The sequence below is a fragment of the Haloferax sp. S1W genome, from assembly GCF_044593955.1.
Taxonomy (GTDB): Archaea; Halobacteriota; Halobacteria; order Halobacteriales; family Haloferacaceae; genus Haloferax.
In genome coordinates this window covers 133,568-150,063 of the sequence record NZ_CP172597.1, presented here as the reverse complement: position 1 = coordinate 150,063, position 16,496 = coordinate 133,568, and the positions used below count along the sequence as shown (strand labels likewise).

Sequence of the window (16,496 nt, the reverse complement as noted above, 5' to 3'; positions counted from 1 at the left end):
ATGACTGAACAATCCAACACCGTCGAGAACCGCTCAGAAATCGTCTTCCTCTACGATGCCGTCGATGCAAATCCAAACGGCAATCCACTCAGTGGAGCGAACCGTCCGCGTATCGACCCACAGACCCAACAGGCAATCGTCACCGATGTTCGACTCAAGCGATACCTCAGAGACCAACTCGATGCAGACGGTCACGGAGTCTACATCAGAAACGTCCAGGCCGAAGGGACGCAGTACACGCGTGAAAAACTACTCGAAGACCGTCTCAAAGCGGTTGACCCTGACGACTACGATGACGAAGAGGAACTCGCCGAGGCAGTCTTCCAGACGTTCCTCGAAGAGAGCGCCGACGTACGCTACTTCGGAGCGACCATGAGCGTGGACATGGACGAGAAGTACGGATCGCTGCCGGACCATTTCACCGGTCCTGTGCAGTTCTCACCCGGGAAGTCGATGCACGAAGTAAACGAAAACGAGGAGTACGACAGCCTCACGAGCGTCATTGCGACCCAAGAAGGAAAGGAGCAAGGCGGGTTCGGATTGGACGACCATCGGATTCAGTACGGGCTTATCAGGTTCCACGGACTCGTCGACGAGCACGCTGCCGAGGATACACACCTCACCGTCGAGGATGTTGAACGTCTGGACACGCTCTGTTGGCGAGCACTCAAAAACCAGACCATCAGTCGGAGCAAGGTCGGACAGGAACCGCGACTCTATCTCCGGGTCGAGTATGCTACCGACAGCTTTCATCTCGGTGGACTCGATAGAGACCTCGAACTCGACCGGCCAGACGGCCGGACGAAACCCGACGATGAACTGCGAAACATCCGCGACCTCACGCTCTCTGTTGAGTCGCTCATCGACCGGCTTGGACGGAGCGCAAACCAAATCGAGCGGGTACACGTGACTGCGAGTGACGTGCTTTCGGTTTCATACGGCGATGAGGTTGGTGGTCCCGAGGTGCTCTACGAGGCGCTCGAAGACGCACTCGGTACCGACGCGGTCCACGTCATTGATGTCTACGACGAACACGTCGCTGCGCTTCCAAACTAACTGTGACCCAACAGAGACTCACCGAGTGGGATGACTCCCGAGACGAATACGAAGGGGAGGGGCCACCAGAATGTCTCTCGCTAACGGTTCGTGGTCCGTGGGGGCACTTCCGCCGTATCGAGGGGAATGTCGTCAAACAGACATACCGGATTATTCCACGGACGACTGTCGCGGGATTGCTTGCGGCGGTGCTCGGTATCGAGAGAGACGGGTACTATGAGCTGTTTGCCCCGGAGAACTCGGCTATTTCTATCCAACCCGTTGCACCGCTTCGGACGGTAAATATGCCAGCAAACACACTGTCGACTGCGGACGAGTCGATGACATCGCTGAACTCCCATGGGAAAATCAGCATCAAGCTACCGGACCCGACGAAACCACGGCAACAACACAACTACGAAGTGCTCGTCGACCCGGCGTACCGCCTCTACGTTTGGCTACGTAGCTCCGACTGGTCCGAAACACTTCACGAGATGCTGTCTGCGGGTAAATCCCACTATGTTCCGAGCCTCGGGCTCTCCGAGTATCTCGCGGAAATCACGTACCACGGTCGGTTCGAAGTAGAGGCCGGACCAACTGATACCGTCGTCCCCGTCGATTCTGCTGTTCCTAATGCGGTTGATAGTGTCATCCCAGACGCGGACGCTCGGTGTCAAATTGAGGACTCGCCCGCCTTCATGGTAGCCGATGGAGGCGGTCGAATTACGACTGACTTCACAACGTATGCGTACAACCCGGACGCAGGACCGGTTCAGGTACGAAACCCGGATACGAACATCGTCGATGGAAACACGGTGATGTTTGTTTGAGATGACCGATACCTACGAACGCCGCTTGTCGCACCCTGCTGAGAACGGTACCCCCGGTGTACTACTCATCGACCACCTCCGGGATGTCCGGGACCGTGTCGATATGATTGTTCCAGAAAAGACAACTACACCAGATGGAGACTCGCTCAGCGGTGTCATTCAGCGTCTCGCCCTCGTCCACGACTTTGGCAAAGCGACGACCTTCTTTCAACAGTACATCGGTGAGCAGCCGGGAGAGCCGACACATGATAAATTACGCTACCATGCACCACTTGGTTCAGTAGCTGCGTACTACGTTCTCCGTGAGACAGGCCACTCGACAGCAACCTGTCTCACAGGCTTCGTCGCTGTTGCGAAACATCACGGAAAACTCCCGAATGTCGTCGACTACATGTTTAAACGGATGGCAAGCCCCGACCCGGAGAAATGGAGGGCGGAGAAACACCAGGTTCGGGATATCCACGCCAACGCACCGAAGCTTGCCGCAGCACTCTTCGAGGAAGCAACAGGGGACGAGAACGCGTGGACAGACTTTGCGAAGTCCTGTGTGAACGACGAGTCACTGTTCACAGAAATTGCGGGTCACATTACGAACGACGGGGAGCGTCGGATAACGGAGCCGACGTTCCTCACTGACGAATTCTACGGTTTCATGTTGGAATGTTGGGGGACGTTAGTTCTCGCCGATAAGACGAGTGCCGCTGGTGCTCCTCGAACGAGTTCGGTCTACGATGCCACGAGTCCAGAAACAGCGGACCTAACGCAGTATATCGACAACCTCGAGGACACAGATTCCGACTCGTGTGAGTCACGAACAGAACGCCTCAACAAGTTCCGTTCGGCTGCTCGACAAGACGTATTAAGCTCGGTTTCGGAGTTCGTCGAGAGTGAATCGTCAGTTGCGACGATTACGTTACCGACCGGAATGGGAAAGACGCTCACCGGCCTAAATGCTGCACTAAAAATCCGTGACCAAACTGGCGGCGACCGTGTCGTGTACGCACTCCCGTTTACGAGTATTATCGACCAGGTGGGTGCAGAAGTTCAGGATATTTTTGATACGGATGGAACTGATGGGGTTCTCGCACTCCACCACCATCTTTCTGAGACTCGTTTCGACTATCGTAACGGGGACGACGACGCCTCCGACTTAAACGACGACATCGCGGGGATGCTCGGGGAGAGTTGGCGGGCAGGCCTGACAATAACTACGTTCGTTCAACTGTTCGAAAGTTTGGCTGGACCGAGAAATACGCAGTCGATGAAAGTCCCAGCGCTTCGCGGCAGTGTTGTCGTACTCGATGAACCCCAGTCGTTGCCACTAAATTGGTGGAAGCTCGTTCCACGCCTCGTTGGAATCCTCACCGAGCAGTACGATGCGACCGTCATTTCGATGACGGCGACACAACCCGAACTATTTCAGGATTCGATGTCACTCGTGTCGGACACTGAACGGTATTTTTCGGTCGCAGAGCGCGTTCAGTATCATCTTCACGAATCAGTCGACCGATTTCTTCGTGGTGAAGACCAACCGTTCGAATACGATGAGGCGGCGGCTGAGCTTGCGACTGTGGCTGGGTCTGACGAGTCTATTCTGGCTATCTGCAATACGATTGACAGCGCACGGACGCTGACCGAGGAAGTCTCCGACCGAATTCAGGCGGTCAACCTCACTGAGAAGTATTTTGCGGCACTCACGTCCGGCGCTTCCAACCCAGTCGAGAAGGCTATCCAACTGGTTAGACAGTCCGGAACGCGGGCGATTGTCCATCTTTCGACGCGGTTGCGACCGGCAGATAGACTCGCTCTGATACGATGTATCAAACAACTCCGTACTCGTGGCGTTCCGGTTGTTGCAGTTACGACCCAACTCGTCGAAGCAGGGGTAGACATTAGCTTCGAAAACGTCTATCGTGACCTTGCACCAGTTGACAGCATTGTTCAGGCTGCTGGTCGCTGTAATCGCTCTTTCGAGCGGGAACACGGGGATGTGACGGTATGGTGGCTTGCGCAACCGGCCGAGCAGAAACACACGCCTGCGGTTGCGGTCTACGACATTCGAGGCCCAGCACTCACTCCGGTCACTGCTTCAGTACTCGATAGTGTTCGGGATAACGAGACACAGTTAGCTGGTCGGTCAGTCGCTCGGACGGCAGTGAAGCAGTACTACGACAAACTCCACCGAGAGAAGAACGTCGGGAAAGACGAGTACCAGGAATACGTCGATGTCGCTGATGCAGACGAACTGGGCCGTCTCTCGCTGATAACGCAGACGAAAAGCGTCGATGTTCTCATCTGTGTCACCGAGGCTGACCGAGCACTCGTCGAGTCACTCCAGACTGCGTACGGTAACTACGAGTTTGAGGAGGTAAAGCGACTCCTCGCTGAAACGAAGCCACTTCGGGTTTCGATCCCAATTTATCGGGATGGCTCGCCCGAGGCGGAGGCAGTCACCAACCTCCGACCGCTTGCAGGGGACGATGAACAGCGTTCGATTCGCGTACTAGAGGCAGGGTCAGCAGCATTTGAACGATATTTCGACCAGACCACTGGATTCGTTGTTACGGACACCACAGTCGAGGACCGCTTCCTATGACTGCTGTTGACCCGGTTGAACTACTCCTCCGGTCTGCGAGAGATGATTCTCAGGACGACTCATTTCGAGTTACTGGTGTTATGATGCAGTATTACGTCGTCTGTGAGCGCGAACTTTGGTTTCATAGTCGCCACATCGAAATCGACCGCGGGAATAAAGCGATTGTTCGCGGGACGCACGTTGACGAGACTGCGTACAGCGAGAAGCGACGGCACGTCTCGATTGACAGTACGATTGCGATCGATGTCTTGGATGACGGTCGTGTGATGGAAGTCAAGCCATCTTCTGCACTTGTCGAACCTGCAAAACTCCAGTTACGCTACTATCTGTGGTATCTGAAACACGTCGCTGGTGTAGAGAAATCCGGCGTTCTTGCCCACCCAACAGAGCGCAAGCGAGAAGACGTTGAACTGACTGCCGAGGCGGAACAGGAGGTCGAAGAAGCGATTCGCGGTGTGTACGACATCATTATGAGGGAATCACCACCGCCTGCATCGGAGAAGCCAGTCTGCAACTCGTGTGCTTACCACGACTTCTGTTGGAGTTGTTAACATGGACCGGAACTACCACATATTCAGTGATGGAAGTCTCGAACGACACAACGACACTGTCCGTCTCGTGACACACGGAGACGAAACGAAGTACCTTCCAATCGAGAAGGCGGAAGCGATCTACCTCCACGGTCAAATCGAGTACAATACGCGACTCGTTTCGTTTCTCAACAAGCACGGGACTGCACTCCACGTCTTCGGCTGGAAGGACTACTACGCCGGGTCGGTGATGCCGAAACGCGGGCAAACGTCGGGCCGGACGCTCGTTGAACAAGTTCGCGCGTACGATTCACCGGAGCACCGAATCTCTATCGCGCGAAAGTTCGTCGACGGTAGCATCCACAACATGCGGGCTAACGTTTCGTATTACAACTCGCGTGGTCACGAGTTCGGTGCGGAATTGACAGCACTGGACGACGCATCCGACCGTCTTACCGAAACAGAAACTATCGAAGAGAGTATGGGCGTCGAAGCAACTGCCCGACGCGCCTATTATTCGACGTTTGATAGCATTCTTCCGGATGGGTTCGTTTTCAACGGTCGGCAGTACAACCCGCCGACTAACGAAGTGAACAGTCTCATCTCCTTCGGAAATTCACTCGTTTACGCGAACGTCGTCTCCGGAATTCGGGCGACAGCACTCGACCCCGCAGTAAGTTTCCTTCACGAACCGGGTGAGCGTCGCTATTCACTCGCACTGGATATTGCCGACTTGTTCAAACCACTGCTCGCAGACCGTGTTATCTTCCGCCTCCTCAATAGGCAGCAACTCACCCCGGACGATTTTGAGACGGACCTTAATTCTTGCTTGCTGACAACAAGCGGCCGGAAAACGTTCTCGAAAGCGTTCGAGGAGACGCTCGAACAGACTGTTGAGCACCCCGAATTGAACCGGAACGTCAGCTATCAATATCTGCTCAGGATTGAGGCGTACAAACTGAAAAAACACCTTCTCACTGGTGAGGAGTACGTTCCCTTCAAACGGTGGTGGTGACTCGTGGTCTACATCATCGTTGTGTACGATATGCAGGCTGACCGGACGAGGCTGATGCTCAACTTTCTCCGACGGTATCTCACTCACGTTCAGAACTCAGTCTTCGAGGGAGAGGTGACGGAAGGTGACCTCGAAACGATACGAAACCATGTACAGACGACATTGAAACCAGACGAGTCGACTATCATCTATCGCGTTGGCTCCGAGAAGTATGTGGACCGAACGGTTGTTGGGGATGACCCAACTGACGAGTCACGGTTTCTGTAGCAGTCGACCCCCCGGGGGGTTCAGGGGTATTGGGGGTCGACGGAAACACTTGAGTGCCAACGGCCTGTAGAGTCGCTGTGGCACTCACATTAGCCATGGTTACAGACGAACCCTAGTTGGGTTGAAGCTCAATCTCTGTGCCATTGCGGTAGAGAGTGGCTGTGGTTACAGACGAACCCTAGTTGGGTTGAAGCGCGTGGAAACGAAGGTCAAACGTGGAAGCGGCACTCGTTACAGACGAACCCTAGTTGGGTTGAAGCAAGAATCCCTCAGCGTTGGTTATGTGGGGCATATCGTTACAGACGAACCCTAGTTGGGTTGAAGCGAGCAGTCCGTTGGCTCGTCCGGAGATACGCCAGAGGTTACAGACGAACCCTAGTTGGGTTGAAGCGACGTGATGGTACTCGTCGTGATGAGCCTGACAGTCGTTACAGACGAACCCTAGTTGGGTTGAAGCTCCCACCCGTCTCGGTCCATATGGACAAACCCCGTGTTACAGACGAACCCTAGTTGGGTTGAAGCAGACTGCGTCATGACAACCTCGTCATTTGCAGTCGTTACAGACGAACCCTAGTTGGGTTGAAGCCTCTCCCGCAATGCCGTCGGGGTTTGAGAACACAAGTTACAGACGAACCCTAGTTGGGTTGAAGCCTGTCTAACTCTAGTCTAAGCTGCTTTGTCAGCGTGGTTACAGACGAACCCTAGTTGGGTTGAAGCAACTCGTCCGGTAGCCCTTCGGCGGCCAATTCGCCGAGTTACAGACGAACCCTAGTTGGGTTGAAGCCTCGTAATCGACGTCAACGTAGTTTGTGTCTGCGTTGTTACAGACGAACCCTAGTTGGGTTGAAGCTGCCCATAGAAGGCGACCTTTGAACGCCAGACCTGAATATGCGGTTACAGACGAACCCTAGTTGGGTTGAAGCAACCTTTCAGCCGAGAACCTCCGCCGCTACCGGGTTACAGACGAACCCTAGTTGGGTTGAAGCACTGCTTGGGTGCCTTGGATACTATCGACCATGAACGTTACAGACGAACCCTAGTTGGGTTGAAGCACCATTTGGACATTCGACTTCGGAACTAACCGCGTGTTACAGACGAACCCTAGTTGGGTTGAAGCCGTCAGATAGCGCTCAATCTCGGTGTGCGAACTATAGTTACAGACGAACCCTAGTTGGGTTGAAGCCACGGACACGACTGACACGGTGGACGTCACGATTGAGTTACAGACGAACCCTAGTTGGGTTGAAGCCAACTCTCAGGCGCTCTGCAACTCCTACAGGGCCGTGGTTACAGACGAACCCTAGTTGGGTTGAAGCCCGGTCGGTCGGACGTGCTCGAAATCGATGTGCCCGCGGTTACAGACGAACCCTAGTTGGGTTGAAGCTGGATCGATTTTGAATGGCATGTGTGCCTGAGCCTGTTACAGACGAACCCTAGTTGGGTTGAAGCCATTAGTCGAACCCCTGGAGTTCCGGCGGCAATAGTTACAGACGAACCCTAGTTGGGTTGAAGCACCGAGTGGGTGGCTCGGTTAGCCTTCGCGCTGACCGGTTACAGACGAACCCTAGTTGGGTTGAAGCGCCATCGCGCCCACGTACCACAATTATGTCCCGATGGTTACAGACGAACCCTAGTTGGGTTGAAGCCGAAATCGTTGCTGGTAGTGGCACCTCGAACCTTGTTACAGACGAACCCTAGTTGGGTTGAAGCTGCTGGCGGACTGCGTCGATGGTGGTGTTAGTAGACGTTACAGACGAACCCTAGTTGGGTTGAAGCAGTACTCGAGTTTGTCGCCGGCGTCTGAGATGTCGTGTTACAGACGAACCCTAGTTGGGTTGAAGCCTCCTCGTATTCGTCGAGCGTGACTGCTTGCACGAATGTTACAGACGAACCCTAGTTGGGTTGAAGCTGGCGATGGGAGTGCCATCCAAGGGATTGACGTTGTGTTACAGACGAACCCTAGTTGGGTTGAAGCAATCACATGGAGAAGGTTGAAGTTGATTCCGAATCGTTACAGACGAACCCTAGTTGGGTTGAAGCCCGGACGACGAGTCGTCCTCGACCGGCGGCTACGGGTGTTACAGACGAACCCTAGTTGGGTTGAAGCGAGCGGGGTTTTAGCCCTGAGTTTCCCATAAAAATCCTGGCCCCCCGAGAATTAGACACGTCTAATATAAAATATAGATGAATAAAATTATAACCCTCCGTGCAGAAGTGTCAATTGCGTGCCGACGAGGCACGTTGGACGAATCGACCCAAAGTGAGTTCCTGTAACACGGGGTGGTCGAGTTCGTAGTTTAGTCTTCCCCGTGTTCACGACAGGCTCCGAGCTATGGTTGTCTCAAACGATGACTGACACTGACCACAGTGTTGTCGTCGAATTTTTCACGCGTGGTTCAGGTCGATGCTCCGACCGCAGTCTCATCTCGAGACAGCGTGAGAACGACCGGTGCTCAGTGGACACTGTACCGCCGACGGTCACCGACAGGACCGAGCCGTTTTCGTCCTATTCAGACGGTCTTTGGAACGTCAAGCAGGTGTTGGGCAAGTCTCTCAGGTTCCGATACCATCGGCCAGTGACCGGTTTCTAGTTCGTACAAATCCCACGCTCGCTCGTTACAGAGCTGTCGAACCATCTCTAAAACGCCATCATCCATTCCGTTGTGTTGACAAAGAATGTATGAGTGTGGGATTTTTGTCGTGTCCGGGTTCTCAGCGGTCACTGCCTGTTTGAACGTATTCAATGGATGGGGTGTTGCCTTTTTTCGCATCCACGTTGTGTCCTCGTCCGAGATACCGACCCAGCCCGGGTGGTCGTCTGGCAGTGGCCACCCGCCGTTGTTGCCTTCCGCGGTTTTCTCCATCATTTTCCACTCCTCCGGTGGATAGAAGTCAGCGGCTGAGACGGGGCCGTCGTCCATCGGGACCAGCGCGTCGAGGTAGACGACGTGTGCGAGTCGCTCCGGGACCTTCTCGGCCACCCCCAAAACCACCAATCCTGCGTAGCTGTGGCCAACAAGGACAACATCCTCAAGATCTTCGTACTCAAGGACGTTCACAATGTCACGAACGTGTGTTTCGAGGTCGGTGTCAGGACGAGCGAGGTGTACTCGTTCGCCAAGGCCCGTCAGTGTCGGGGTGTATATCTCGTGCCCTTCTTCGCTGAGGAGGGGCGTGAGATGTTTCCAACACCATCCCCCAAGCCACGCACCAGGAACGAGTACGAACGACACCTCACTATCAACGCTACCGCCCTGTTCTGGCACATCTCGATTCATTGCTCGGTTAGGTATCGGACGTGGCCGAGTTTCTCCGAGTCGAACATCGGAGTCGGTGAGAGTCTATTAGAGTTGAAGATATTGGCGTTCATTGATTACTTGTCTGTACTATTGTCAACGAATTCTCCACTCAAATACGTAATCCTAGTGGGGTGAAAGTGGTCGCTTCAAACGACTGCGTACGTCTGTGTGTCTGGACTGGCGGCACCCTCAGCGTCGACGTTCTGTCTCTCGATTTTACTCTTGCGTATGGCGTACGAGGTTGCAGCGATTTCTTTGCTTACCAATAGCCAGAACGAACACGAACATCCGCGAATAAGCACACGAACTACTGATGTCCTCCACCCTCTCAGATCACAGTTTCGGAGGATGGCAGTGTTGCGTGCCTTATTTTCGTACCATTTGAGTCTGATTAGGCTCTAGTATCGCGGTTTTCGAATTTAGCACGGTGAGAGAATTCAAAAAGGTTTTCTGAGTGATATAAAATCAAAATCGACAGACTGCTCCTATTCCATCGTTGTAGTGATTGAACAGAAGACACGCAACAGTTCCATCCTCCGAGGTTGTGAGGCACCACAGTTTCGGAGGATAGGCAATTTTAGCGCCGTTTCGTCGGGCAATACGACTAGACTACGAGTTATTCAGGGTTGAAACACCGACCACACAAGGTAGTTCTATGTGATTGCCAGAAACTAGCGGATATATTTCCCCAACAGACAGCGTGACCACTCACGAGAGGCAAGCCAGTTTGCTCATTCACTTAGTCCGGCGGAAGCAGCGCCGAAGAAACCAACTCGACGCATTCTCCAGCGGTTATTACAGGCGCGTAGTCCATCTCATCACCAGTCCCAGCTTTCAGCAGGAAATCAGTGAGTCGCCAAATATTGTAGAGAAGCACAGCGAAAACGAAGTAGAATAACCGAACTCGATAATCCTTTGAGGAGGTCTTCGCCAAGAAATCGTGTTTGATCGATTTGTACTCGTTTTCAATCTGCCAGCGGTTACTATAGCGCCGACAGAACGCTTCGGCTTCCTCTGGTGTGACACGAGCATTCGTCGCAAAGACAGTCGTTCCATCCGACTTCGTCGAGGAAACGTAGAGAGACTGCACTGCGTGTGATCCCTGTTCGACATGGACAGACGCTGACTTGACGGCGACCCCTTGGTCGTCTTCCTCCATCTGCCCAATCGCTTTGTGATCTAAATTGGTGATCCGCTTGGGAATTTGGTATTTCACCCCGAGGTTCGAGAGCATCCAAAACACTCGAATCGAGGCGAATTCGCGGTCACAGAGTACCATCTCGATAGGGACGTGTTCCTTTGCTTGACGAACTAAACGGTAAAATCGATTCGGCGGGTTGTCGTTCTACTTTGAACTATCACGAACTGGTTCGACGGTCAAGACGAGCGGGACATTCTGGCCGACTATCGAGATCGTGGTAATGTCGACCGCGACAGTCACTGGCCACCGAAACGAGATCCCAATTCAGATATGGTGGTCTCGATGACTTACAACTCAACGTACTGTCTATTTCGCCCACGTGAGACGGTCTGTGTGAATTGGTGAATTCGGAATCCGGCTCGACGGGTTTCGAGCGGGAACAACGCTCTCCGTATCGAGACGAACAGGCACTCAGTGGGCGATTGAGGTCGTCACCGAGAGCGACTCACTTGATTGAATCTGCTTAACTAGACAGTGCCGCCATAAAGTATTCCTACGTGAAATGAAATTAAGAAATATGAAGCGAATTTGGTTACTGGCTGTTAGTGCTACGCTCATTGTTGGGATCGCTGTTGCAGGTGTCTCATATGATCTTCAAGACCCTAAACAGACACAGGTTACAATCGAATCTGTTGAGATAAAAGACAAGGCTTGTTTGAATAATACTGGAGGACATGATACACTTCCGGAGACTGCTGCAAGTGAACCTCAAGAAAATGGTCGAAAGGTTACTATCCAGTATGTGATCCCAGTAAATACCCAGGACGCTAACCTCTCCGCAGAGCTGAACAGAGTATCAAAGGATGATGGAAGACCTCTGTATAATTTAACGGTGAAATCTTCTGAGGGTGCGGAATCATCTGACTGTGACTTTGGATTGCTCTATAATATTGAACTTTCAATTAGCGATGAATCCCCATACAAAGTTAATATATATCATAATGGGGAGTTAGAAGGATACGTATCCAGAACAGAGTCCGGGTTCGCGACATCGTCAACTGAAAAAGGACCAAATAGGTAATTAGCGGATTTCTTGAAATGCTCTTCACCTCTGACGATTTGCTGAGGACGAGTTTCTAGCAGGGTTCCCGGAAACGAGTGGAAAGAGTGACTCTCTGCAGTCAATACTCAAGAATTTCAACAGAGCCCAATTACCATAAATAATCCTGCGACGGATGAGATGAATATTTGGCTCTGGTGAATCGGTAGACAGTATCAATTTCGGCCGTTAGAACTTGGAAGATGAAGCGGGAAATCGGAGATAGTTCATGTCGAAAATTTTTTGATTTACGAACAAACCGGTTACGTTGGGTAAAAATGCTGTTGGTGGGCGAGGCGAAGCCGCCGCCCCCGATGGGGTGGGGGCTTCCGACTAGGCCCTCTTGTCGCCGCACTGTCTTCGGGCTTACCTTCATGCATATCCGTGAGATGTAACTTTCGCAAGGAGGTCAGCCGGAGAAGATGTGCGAGCATCTTCGCATTGACGCGACCAGTTTTGACTTTAGCCTCGGCAATGATCTGAGCTTTCGCGGCTTGACGAACGTTACGTCGATGTCGAGTCGGAATTCTTCAAAGAGTGTTCCGTCATTTTCCATGACCGCTACCTGGAAGTAGCGGTCATAAGTATCCATTCCAATGTAGTGCATGGTCGCTCTTGTCATGGATGAATTGAACCGAATCGACAGCCATACGGGCTTTCCACCCAGTCCCTCAGATTTTTGCAGTCAGTCAGATAAAATCATTATGGCTTTAGCGATCGCATCAATCACTCGACAATCGAACGCCAGCGCAGAGGGTTAGCTAGACAGTGACACTACTCAAAAGATTGTTTTCCGTAGATCTGACTAGATAGTGTACCGAATTGTTTTTGTAGCCGACTCTGTGACGTAAGCGGGGTAGTCGGTGAATTCCCCTTCTCCAACAACCCGTGTTAGAGTCTGGTCAGAAGAATCAATGTCATTCTTATCGATATAGGCAGAAGACGCAGGAGTCATTGATAGAGTCTTATCGGTGACTTTGTCGGTTACCTTATACGTGTGATCAGCTAGCGGACGATCATATTCAGAGTGATCTTTACAACCTCCCTCTACCTCCGTTGAGAAGTTCACACCCATGGAAGGTCCTGAGTCAGCCGAGTAACCTGCGCTGAATCCGTAGGTGTATGAACCAGCAGTATTCTTAGGGCCATATGTATACCCAGTTATATCGAAGTCCCCAGAATCCCACTTATTTCTCACACGAGCATCGTAGTTGTGCCAATATGAGGCACTGTCGCCCCAGTCATTGACATCAGTTCCTGGCGTTTGCCCATACTCTGTGGCAATAGCATACCCGAAGTCACCGTTGTCAGGAGCGTCTTCTTTTCCAGTCCAGTGACTTCCTATTGTGATCTTTCCAGCGGGCTTGTTTCTAGCATTATATCTACTGAAGTAGTCCCAGTCCCACCCTGAAATATCAATACTTGCGCTGCTAGCTTGTTGAATACCAATCGTATCTGTGTTTTCAACTTGGGCTTGGAACTCTTCACCATCCGACTTCGCTCCTTCAACTGTGGCTGGATCAGTAGCTGTCCCAATATGCTCTTGGATACTACCGTCTCGATATAGAAGACGGTAATCAACAACTCGTTCTCCTTCCGACAAGTTAGGAACTACAGAAGGTTTAATGTTCTTATTACGCTTAATTCCCATCCACTTGTAGGTGTTCTTTTTTTGAGCGGCTTTAATCCTCCCCAGAGGAATGGGATTTTCGTAAGTTCCGCTCAGTCGGACGGATTTGTCTTTGTTCTTTTTGCGTGCACTCACAACACCCGAGCCTGCACAGGCTGCAATGAGAGTTCCGGTAGATTTGAGGGCAGTCCGTCTATTACAACTATCTGGAATGTCTGTTCTATCGAACATCCAGTTTCAAAAACATAATCCAGTATAATAAATTTTTATATTTTCTACACGCATTCGACTAATTTTAAATGGGTTTGATATATCGCACTGTCTAGCTAGTGACTTCCCCAACTGGCGTTCATCCATCAAGCACTTGATTCGGTCAGTAGCAGTTATAGTATTACGTAAATTGGATGAACAACTCGTGGCCACCTCCATGACTGTCGACCCACGAATTATGGAAGCGGTCGACTCGCATTTTGAGGGTATGAAACCACTTTTCGATAGGTTTCTCTCGACGTAGTCAAGCCAACCGCTCAATCCTGATCGAGAGAGAGCAGTCTGATAGCCGTAGCCATCAACCAGAAACACAGCCTCTGAGAGATCGTGTTTCTCGAAAAGTCGGTGGAGAAACGCAGCAGCCGGATCGGTACCATGTCGTCCAAACAACTCGACATCGAGAATCAGCTTTGTCTCGATGTCTATTGCAGCGTACAACCAAGACCACTCGCCATTGATTTTGACAGCGGTTTCGTCGACTGCAACCCGCTTCGGCTTCGCCTCAGGCGGGTTGTGACCGCTGTCAGCCAGTCGATGTACCCACTGCCAAACAGCTTGATGAGACCGTTCAACGCCGAGTAATCGAAGAATTTCTTTTGTCTCTCTAAGCGAACATCCGGTCGCGTGGAGCTGGACGGCGAACACCCTGACGGGTGTCGCCGTCCGCTCACGCTCCCAAGTTTCTTCTAAATCCGTCTCAAAGCACTCGCTGAGCAGGTCTGCGAGCTTCATCCCAAATTAACTCAACGACCTGCTCGCTTCTCAAACTGACTTAACTAGACAGTGCCATATTCTGGGCACTGTCTAGATAGCTCGAACTATCGCTTGTCGAGGTATTGATGAGGAGCGTTGAAAATATCGGTCGTATGGGAGCCAGTGCTGCTCGAATGACCGATGCTTTTCTTGTTGGTCTCGATCTTCGGGAACACCTCCGGTTCGGCAAGTCACTACTTGAAGCGTTCGAAGAACTTAAAATTCGGGTCAAGACGCTTGAAGACGGCTATCCTGAGTGGCACCCATCATCGTATCCATTTCACGGGATACTCAAACTCTTCTTCTACCGCGAAATCACTGGAGACAGCTATCGGAAACTCTCTGAGCATCAGGAACTCGACTCAGCGTGTGGTCTCGACTGTATTCCTGATGTGTCAGTTTTGTCGAGAACATGGCGTAATCGCTTCGACGACGCCACTCGTGAGTTTGTCAAGCGGGGCGCACACCTGCTCGTTAAAAACATCCACGAATTCGGCCCATCTGTTGCCGGAGTACGTCCTAAGCACGAAGTCATCGATCCGAAAGAATGTGGTTCAGAAGAGTCCGAAAATATAGAAGAACAGAGAACTACGTTCGACGAGAAGGAGATCTTTCGTACGACTCGTCTTGCGCGTGAACACTGCTTCACACCATTTGACTCTGGTCGGGCAGAGAACTCGTCGTACGATGACTGTCGATTTTTCGAGTTACAGACGTTCATGGGGATGGTTGGCTGCGGGACTGCCCAAGGCGCAGCACGGTTTCAGTACCGACGTGGCAAAGAATACGGCCCACACGGTGATACGCACCTCCGGGCAGTCAAACAGTTCGATAGCGAATCATTCCTCGATGGGTTCAACATCGCTACCAACCGGCTACTCTCAGTAATCGAGTCTGAAGTCTCGTTTCGGCGGCCAGTGACTGTCGAACTTGACATTACCACAGTGCCCTACTTCGGTGATGTTAAAGGAATGACGATGGTCAGCGGGACGAAAGACGGTGAAGGACGTGCGTTCAAGTTTGCCACGCTCTCGATTGTCGGCCAAAATGTCCCACTCGTATTGGCTGTCGAACCAGTTCGTGAAAGCTCAACATGGGACAACAACCCGTCGAATCGAATGCATCGGATTGTCCGGCGGCTGGTTCGCCAAGCAAAGGAGCATGTCCCTATCGAGATGGTACTGTGTGACCGCGAATTCGATTCGATGAGGGTGTTTCAGACCCTCTCGAACCTTGGCGTGAACTATTTGATTCCCAAGCGAATCACCAACTCAGAGCGGAAAGCGATTGAGCAGATAGAGCAAGACGAGCAAGAGGTCGCCGTTGAGTCAGCATCTGTCCACGTCGAACAGGGTTCGCACGCGATGCAGTTTCTGTACGTCCCGTCGACGAAGTCGGATGGAACGACTGTCTTCGCAACGAATGCTCGTGTTACGCCAGTTGAGGCTGAAGCGTTCTGTCGTCGATACAGTAGCCGCTGGCAGATCGAAAACGAGTACAAGAGCATCAAGCATGATTTCCTCGCGAAGACTTCCTCGAAAGATTATCGAGTTCGATTGTTCTACTTCGTGTTCGCAGTTCTCTTGTACAATATCTGGCGGCTCACTGACTTTCTGTTGAAAGCTGGTGCTGACGGTGAGATGGACTACGCACCAGTCATTACGGCTGGAGAGTGTGTCGAGTTGGTTTCTTCGGCGCTGCTTCCGCCGGACTAAGTGAACGAACACTCCGGCTTGCCCCTCGTGAGCGGTGGCGCTATCTCTAGACGGAATATTTGGATTGGTTTCTGACAATTACGGAGAATTAGCCGATCTGAATAACTTTTCTAGCCCACTTTCCCTGCAATCTAGACTAACCCAGTGGCAAATCAACGCTAAAATCACCCAAACTCCGAAACTGTGTCAGATGACGGACACTGTTGGATATAGTGACATACAATTCATCAAAATGCGACACGTGCCGAGAACGCGAGCGTTGGGACAGTCGCACCGGCATCGTTGTCACTCGCCGAGGGCGCACACGCCACGAGCG

General features: G+C 52.0%; 11 protein-coding genes, 1 pseudogene and 1 CRISPR repeat array. Of the genes and pseudogenes, 8 read left to right on the top strand and 4 right to left on the bottom strand.

What is annotated here, in order from left to right; genetic code table 11:
- The 6 genes from cas7b to cas2 are packed head-to-tail and all read left to right on the top strand — an operon-like array spanning nt 1 to nt 6,273.
- Nucleotides 1-1,056, top strand: coding sequence for a type I-B CRISPR-associated protein Cas7/Csh2 (gene cas7b, locus ACH9L7_RS18485; RefSeq protein WP_396613672.1), 1,056 nt, complete (start codon nt 1-3; stop codon nt 1,054-1,056).
- Nucleotides 1,057-1,058: 2 nt separating this feature from the next.
- Nucleotides 1,059-1,865: a type I-B CRISPR-associated protein Cas5b gene (gene cas5b / locus ACH9L7_RS18480; RefSeq protein ID WP_396613671.1), complete on the top strand. Its 807-nt coding sequence runs from the start codon at nt 1,059-1,061 to the stop codon at nt 1,863-1,865.
- A gap of 1 nt (nt 1,866) precedes the next feature.
- Entirely contained in the window at nt 1,867-4,461 is a 2,595-nt protein-coding gene (locus tag ACH9L7_RS18475; protein ID WP_396613670.1) for a CRISPR-associated endonuclease Cas3'', read from the top strand.
- Nucleotides 4,458-5,012, top strand: coding sequence for a CRISPR-associated protein Cas4 (cas4, locus tag ACH9L7_RS18470; RefSeq protein WP_396613669.1), 555 nt, complete (start codon nt 4,458-4,460; stop codon nt 5,010-5,012). Before ACH9L7_RS18475 ends, cas4 begins: the two co-directional genes overlap by 4 nt.
- Before the next feature lies 1 nt (nt 5,013).
- On the top strand, nt 5,014-6,006 hold the full coding sequence (gene cas1b / locus ACH9L7_RS18465; protein WP_396613668.1) for a type I-B CRISPR-associated endonuclease Cas1b: 993 nt from the start codon (nt 5,014-5,016) through the stop codon (nt 6,004-6,006).
- A 3-nt stretch (nt 6,007-6,009) separates the two neighbouring features.
- Nucleotides 6,010-6,273: a CRISPR-associated endonuclease Cas2 gene (gene cas2 / locus ACH9L7_RS18460; RefSeq protein ID WP_396613667.1), complete on the top strand. Its 264-nt coding sequence runs from the start codon at nt 6,010-6,012 to the stop codon at nt 6,271-6,273.
- Nucleotides 6,274-6,371: 98 nt separating this feature from the next.
- Nucleotides 6,372-8,380: a CRISPR direct-repeat array (repeat unit 30 nt; unit sequence GTTACAGACGAACCCTAGTTGGGTTGAAGC).
- Nucleotides 8,381-8,783: 403 nt separating this feature from the next.
- Here cas2 and ACH9L7_RS18455 read toward each other — a convergent pair.
- A complete protein-coding gene (locus ACH9L7_RS18455; RefSeq protein WP_396613666.1) occupies nt 8,784-9,539 on the bottom strand; it encodes an alpha/beta fold hydrolase in 756 nt (251 codons plus the stop codon).
- 772 nt (nt 9,540-10,311) lie between these two features.
- Nucleotides 10,312-11,028: pseudogene (locus tag ACH9L7_RS18450) on the bottom strand (transposase); the annotation flags it as partial.
- A 262-nt stretch (nt 11,029-11,290) separates the two neighbouring features.
- Between ACH9L7_RS18450 and ACH9L7_RS18445 the strand changes: the two are divergent.
- On the top strand, nt 11,291-11,794 hold the full coding sequence (locus ACH9L7_RS18445) for a hypothetical protein (RefSeq protein WP_396613665.1): 504 nt from the start codon (nt 11,291-11,293) through the stop codon (nt 11,792-11,794).
- A gap of 823 nt (nt 11,795-12,617) precedes the next feature.
- On the opposite strand, the gene ACH9L7_RS18440 is transcribed toward ACH9L7_RS18445, so the two are convergent.
- On the bottom strand, nt 12,618-13,673 hold the full coding sequence (locus ACH9L7_RS18440; protein ID WP_396613664.1) for a hypothetical protein: 1,056 nt from the start codon (nt 13,671-13,673) through the stop codon (nt 12,618-12,620).
- Nucleotides 13,674-13,679: 6 nt separating this feature from the next.
- On the bottom strand, nt 13,680-14,444 hold the full coding sequence (locus ACH9L7_RS18435) for an IS6 family transposase (protein ID WP_396613663.1): 765 nt from the start codon (nt 14,442-14,444) through the stop codon (nt 13,680-13,682).
- Nucleotides 14,445-14,551: 107 nt separating this feature from the next.
- On the opposite strand from ACH9L7_RS18435, the gene ACH9L7_RS18430 reads away from it, so the two are divergent.
- Nucleotides 14,552-16,180: a transposase gene (locus ACH9L7_RS18430; protein ID WP_396613662.1), complete on the top strand. Its 1,629-nt coding sequence runs from the start codon at nt 14,552-14,554 to the stop codon at nt 16,178-16,180.
- Nucleotides 16,181-16,496 lie beyond the last annotated feature (316 nt).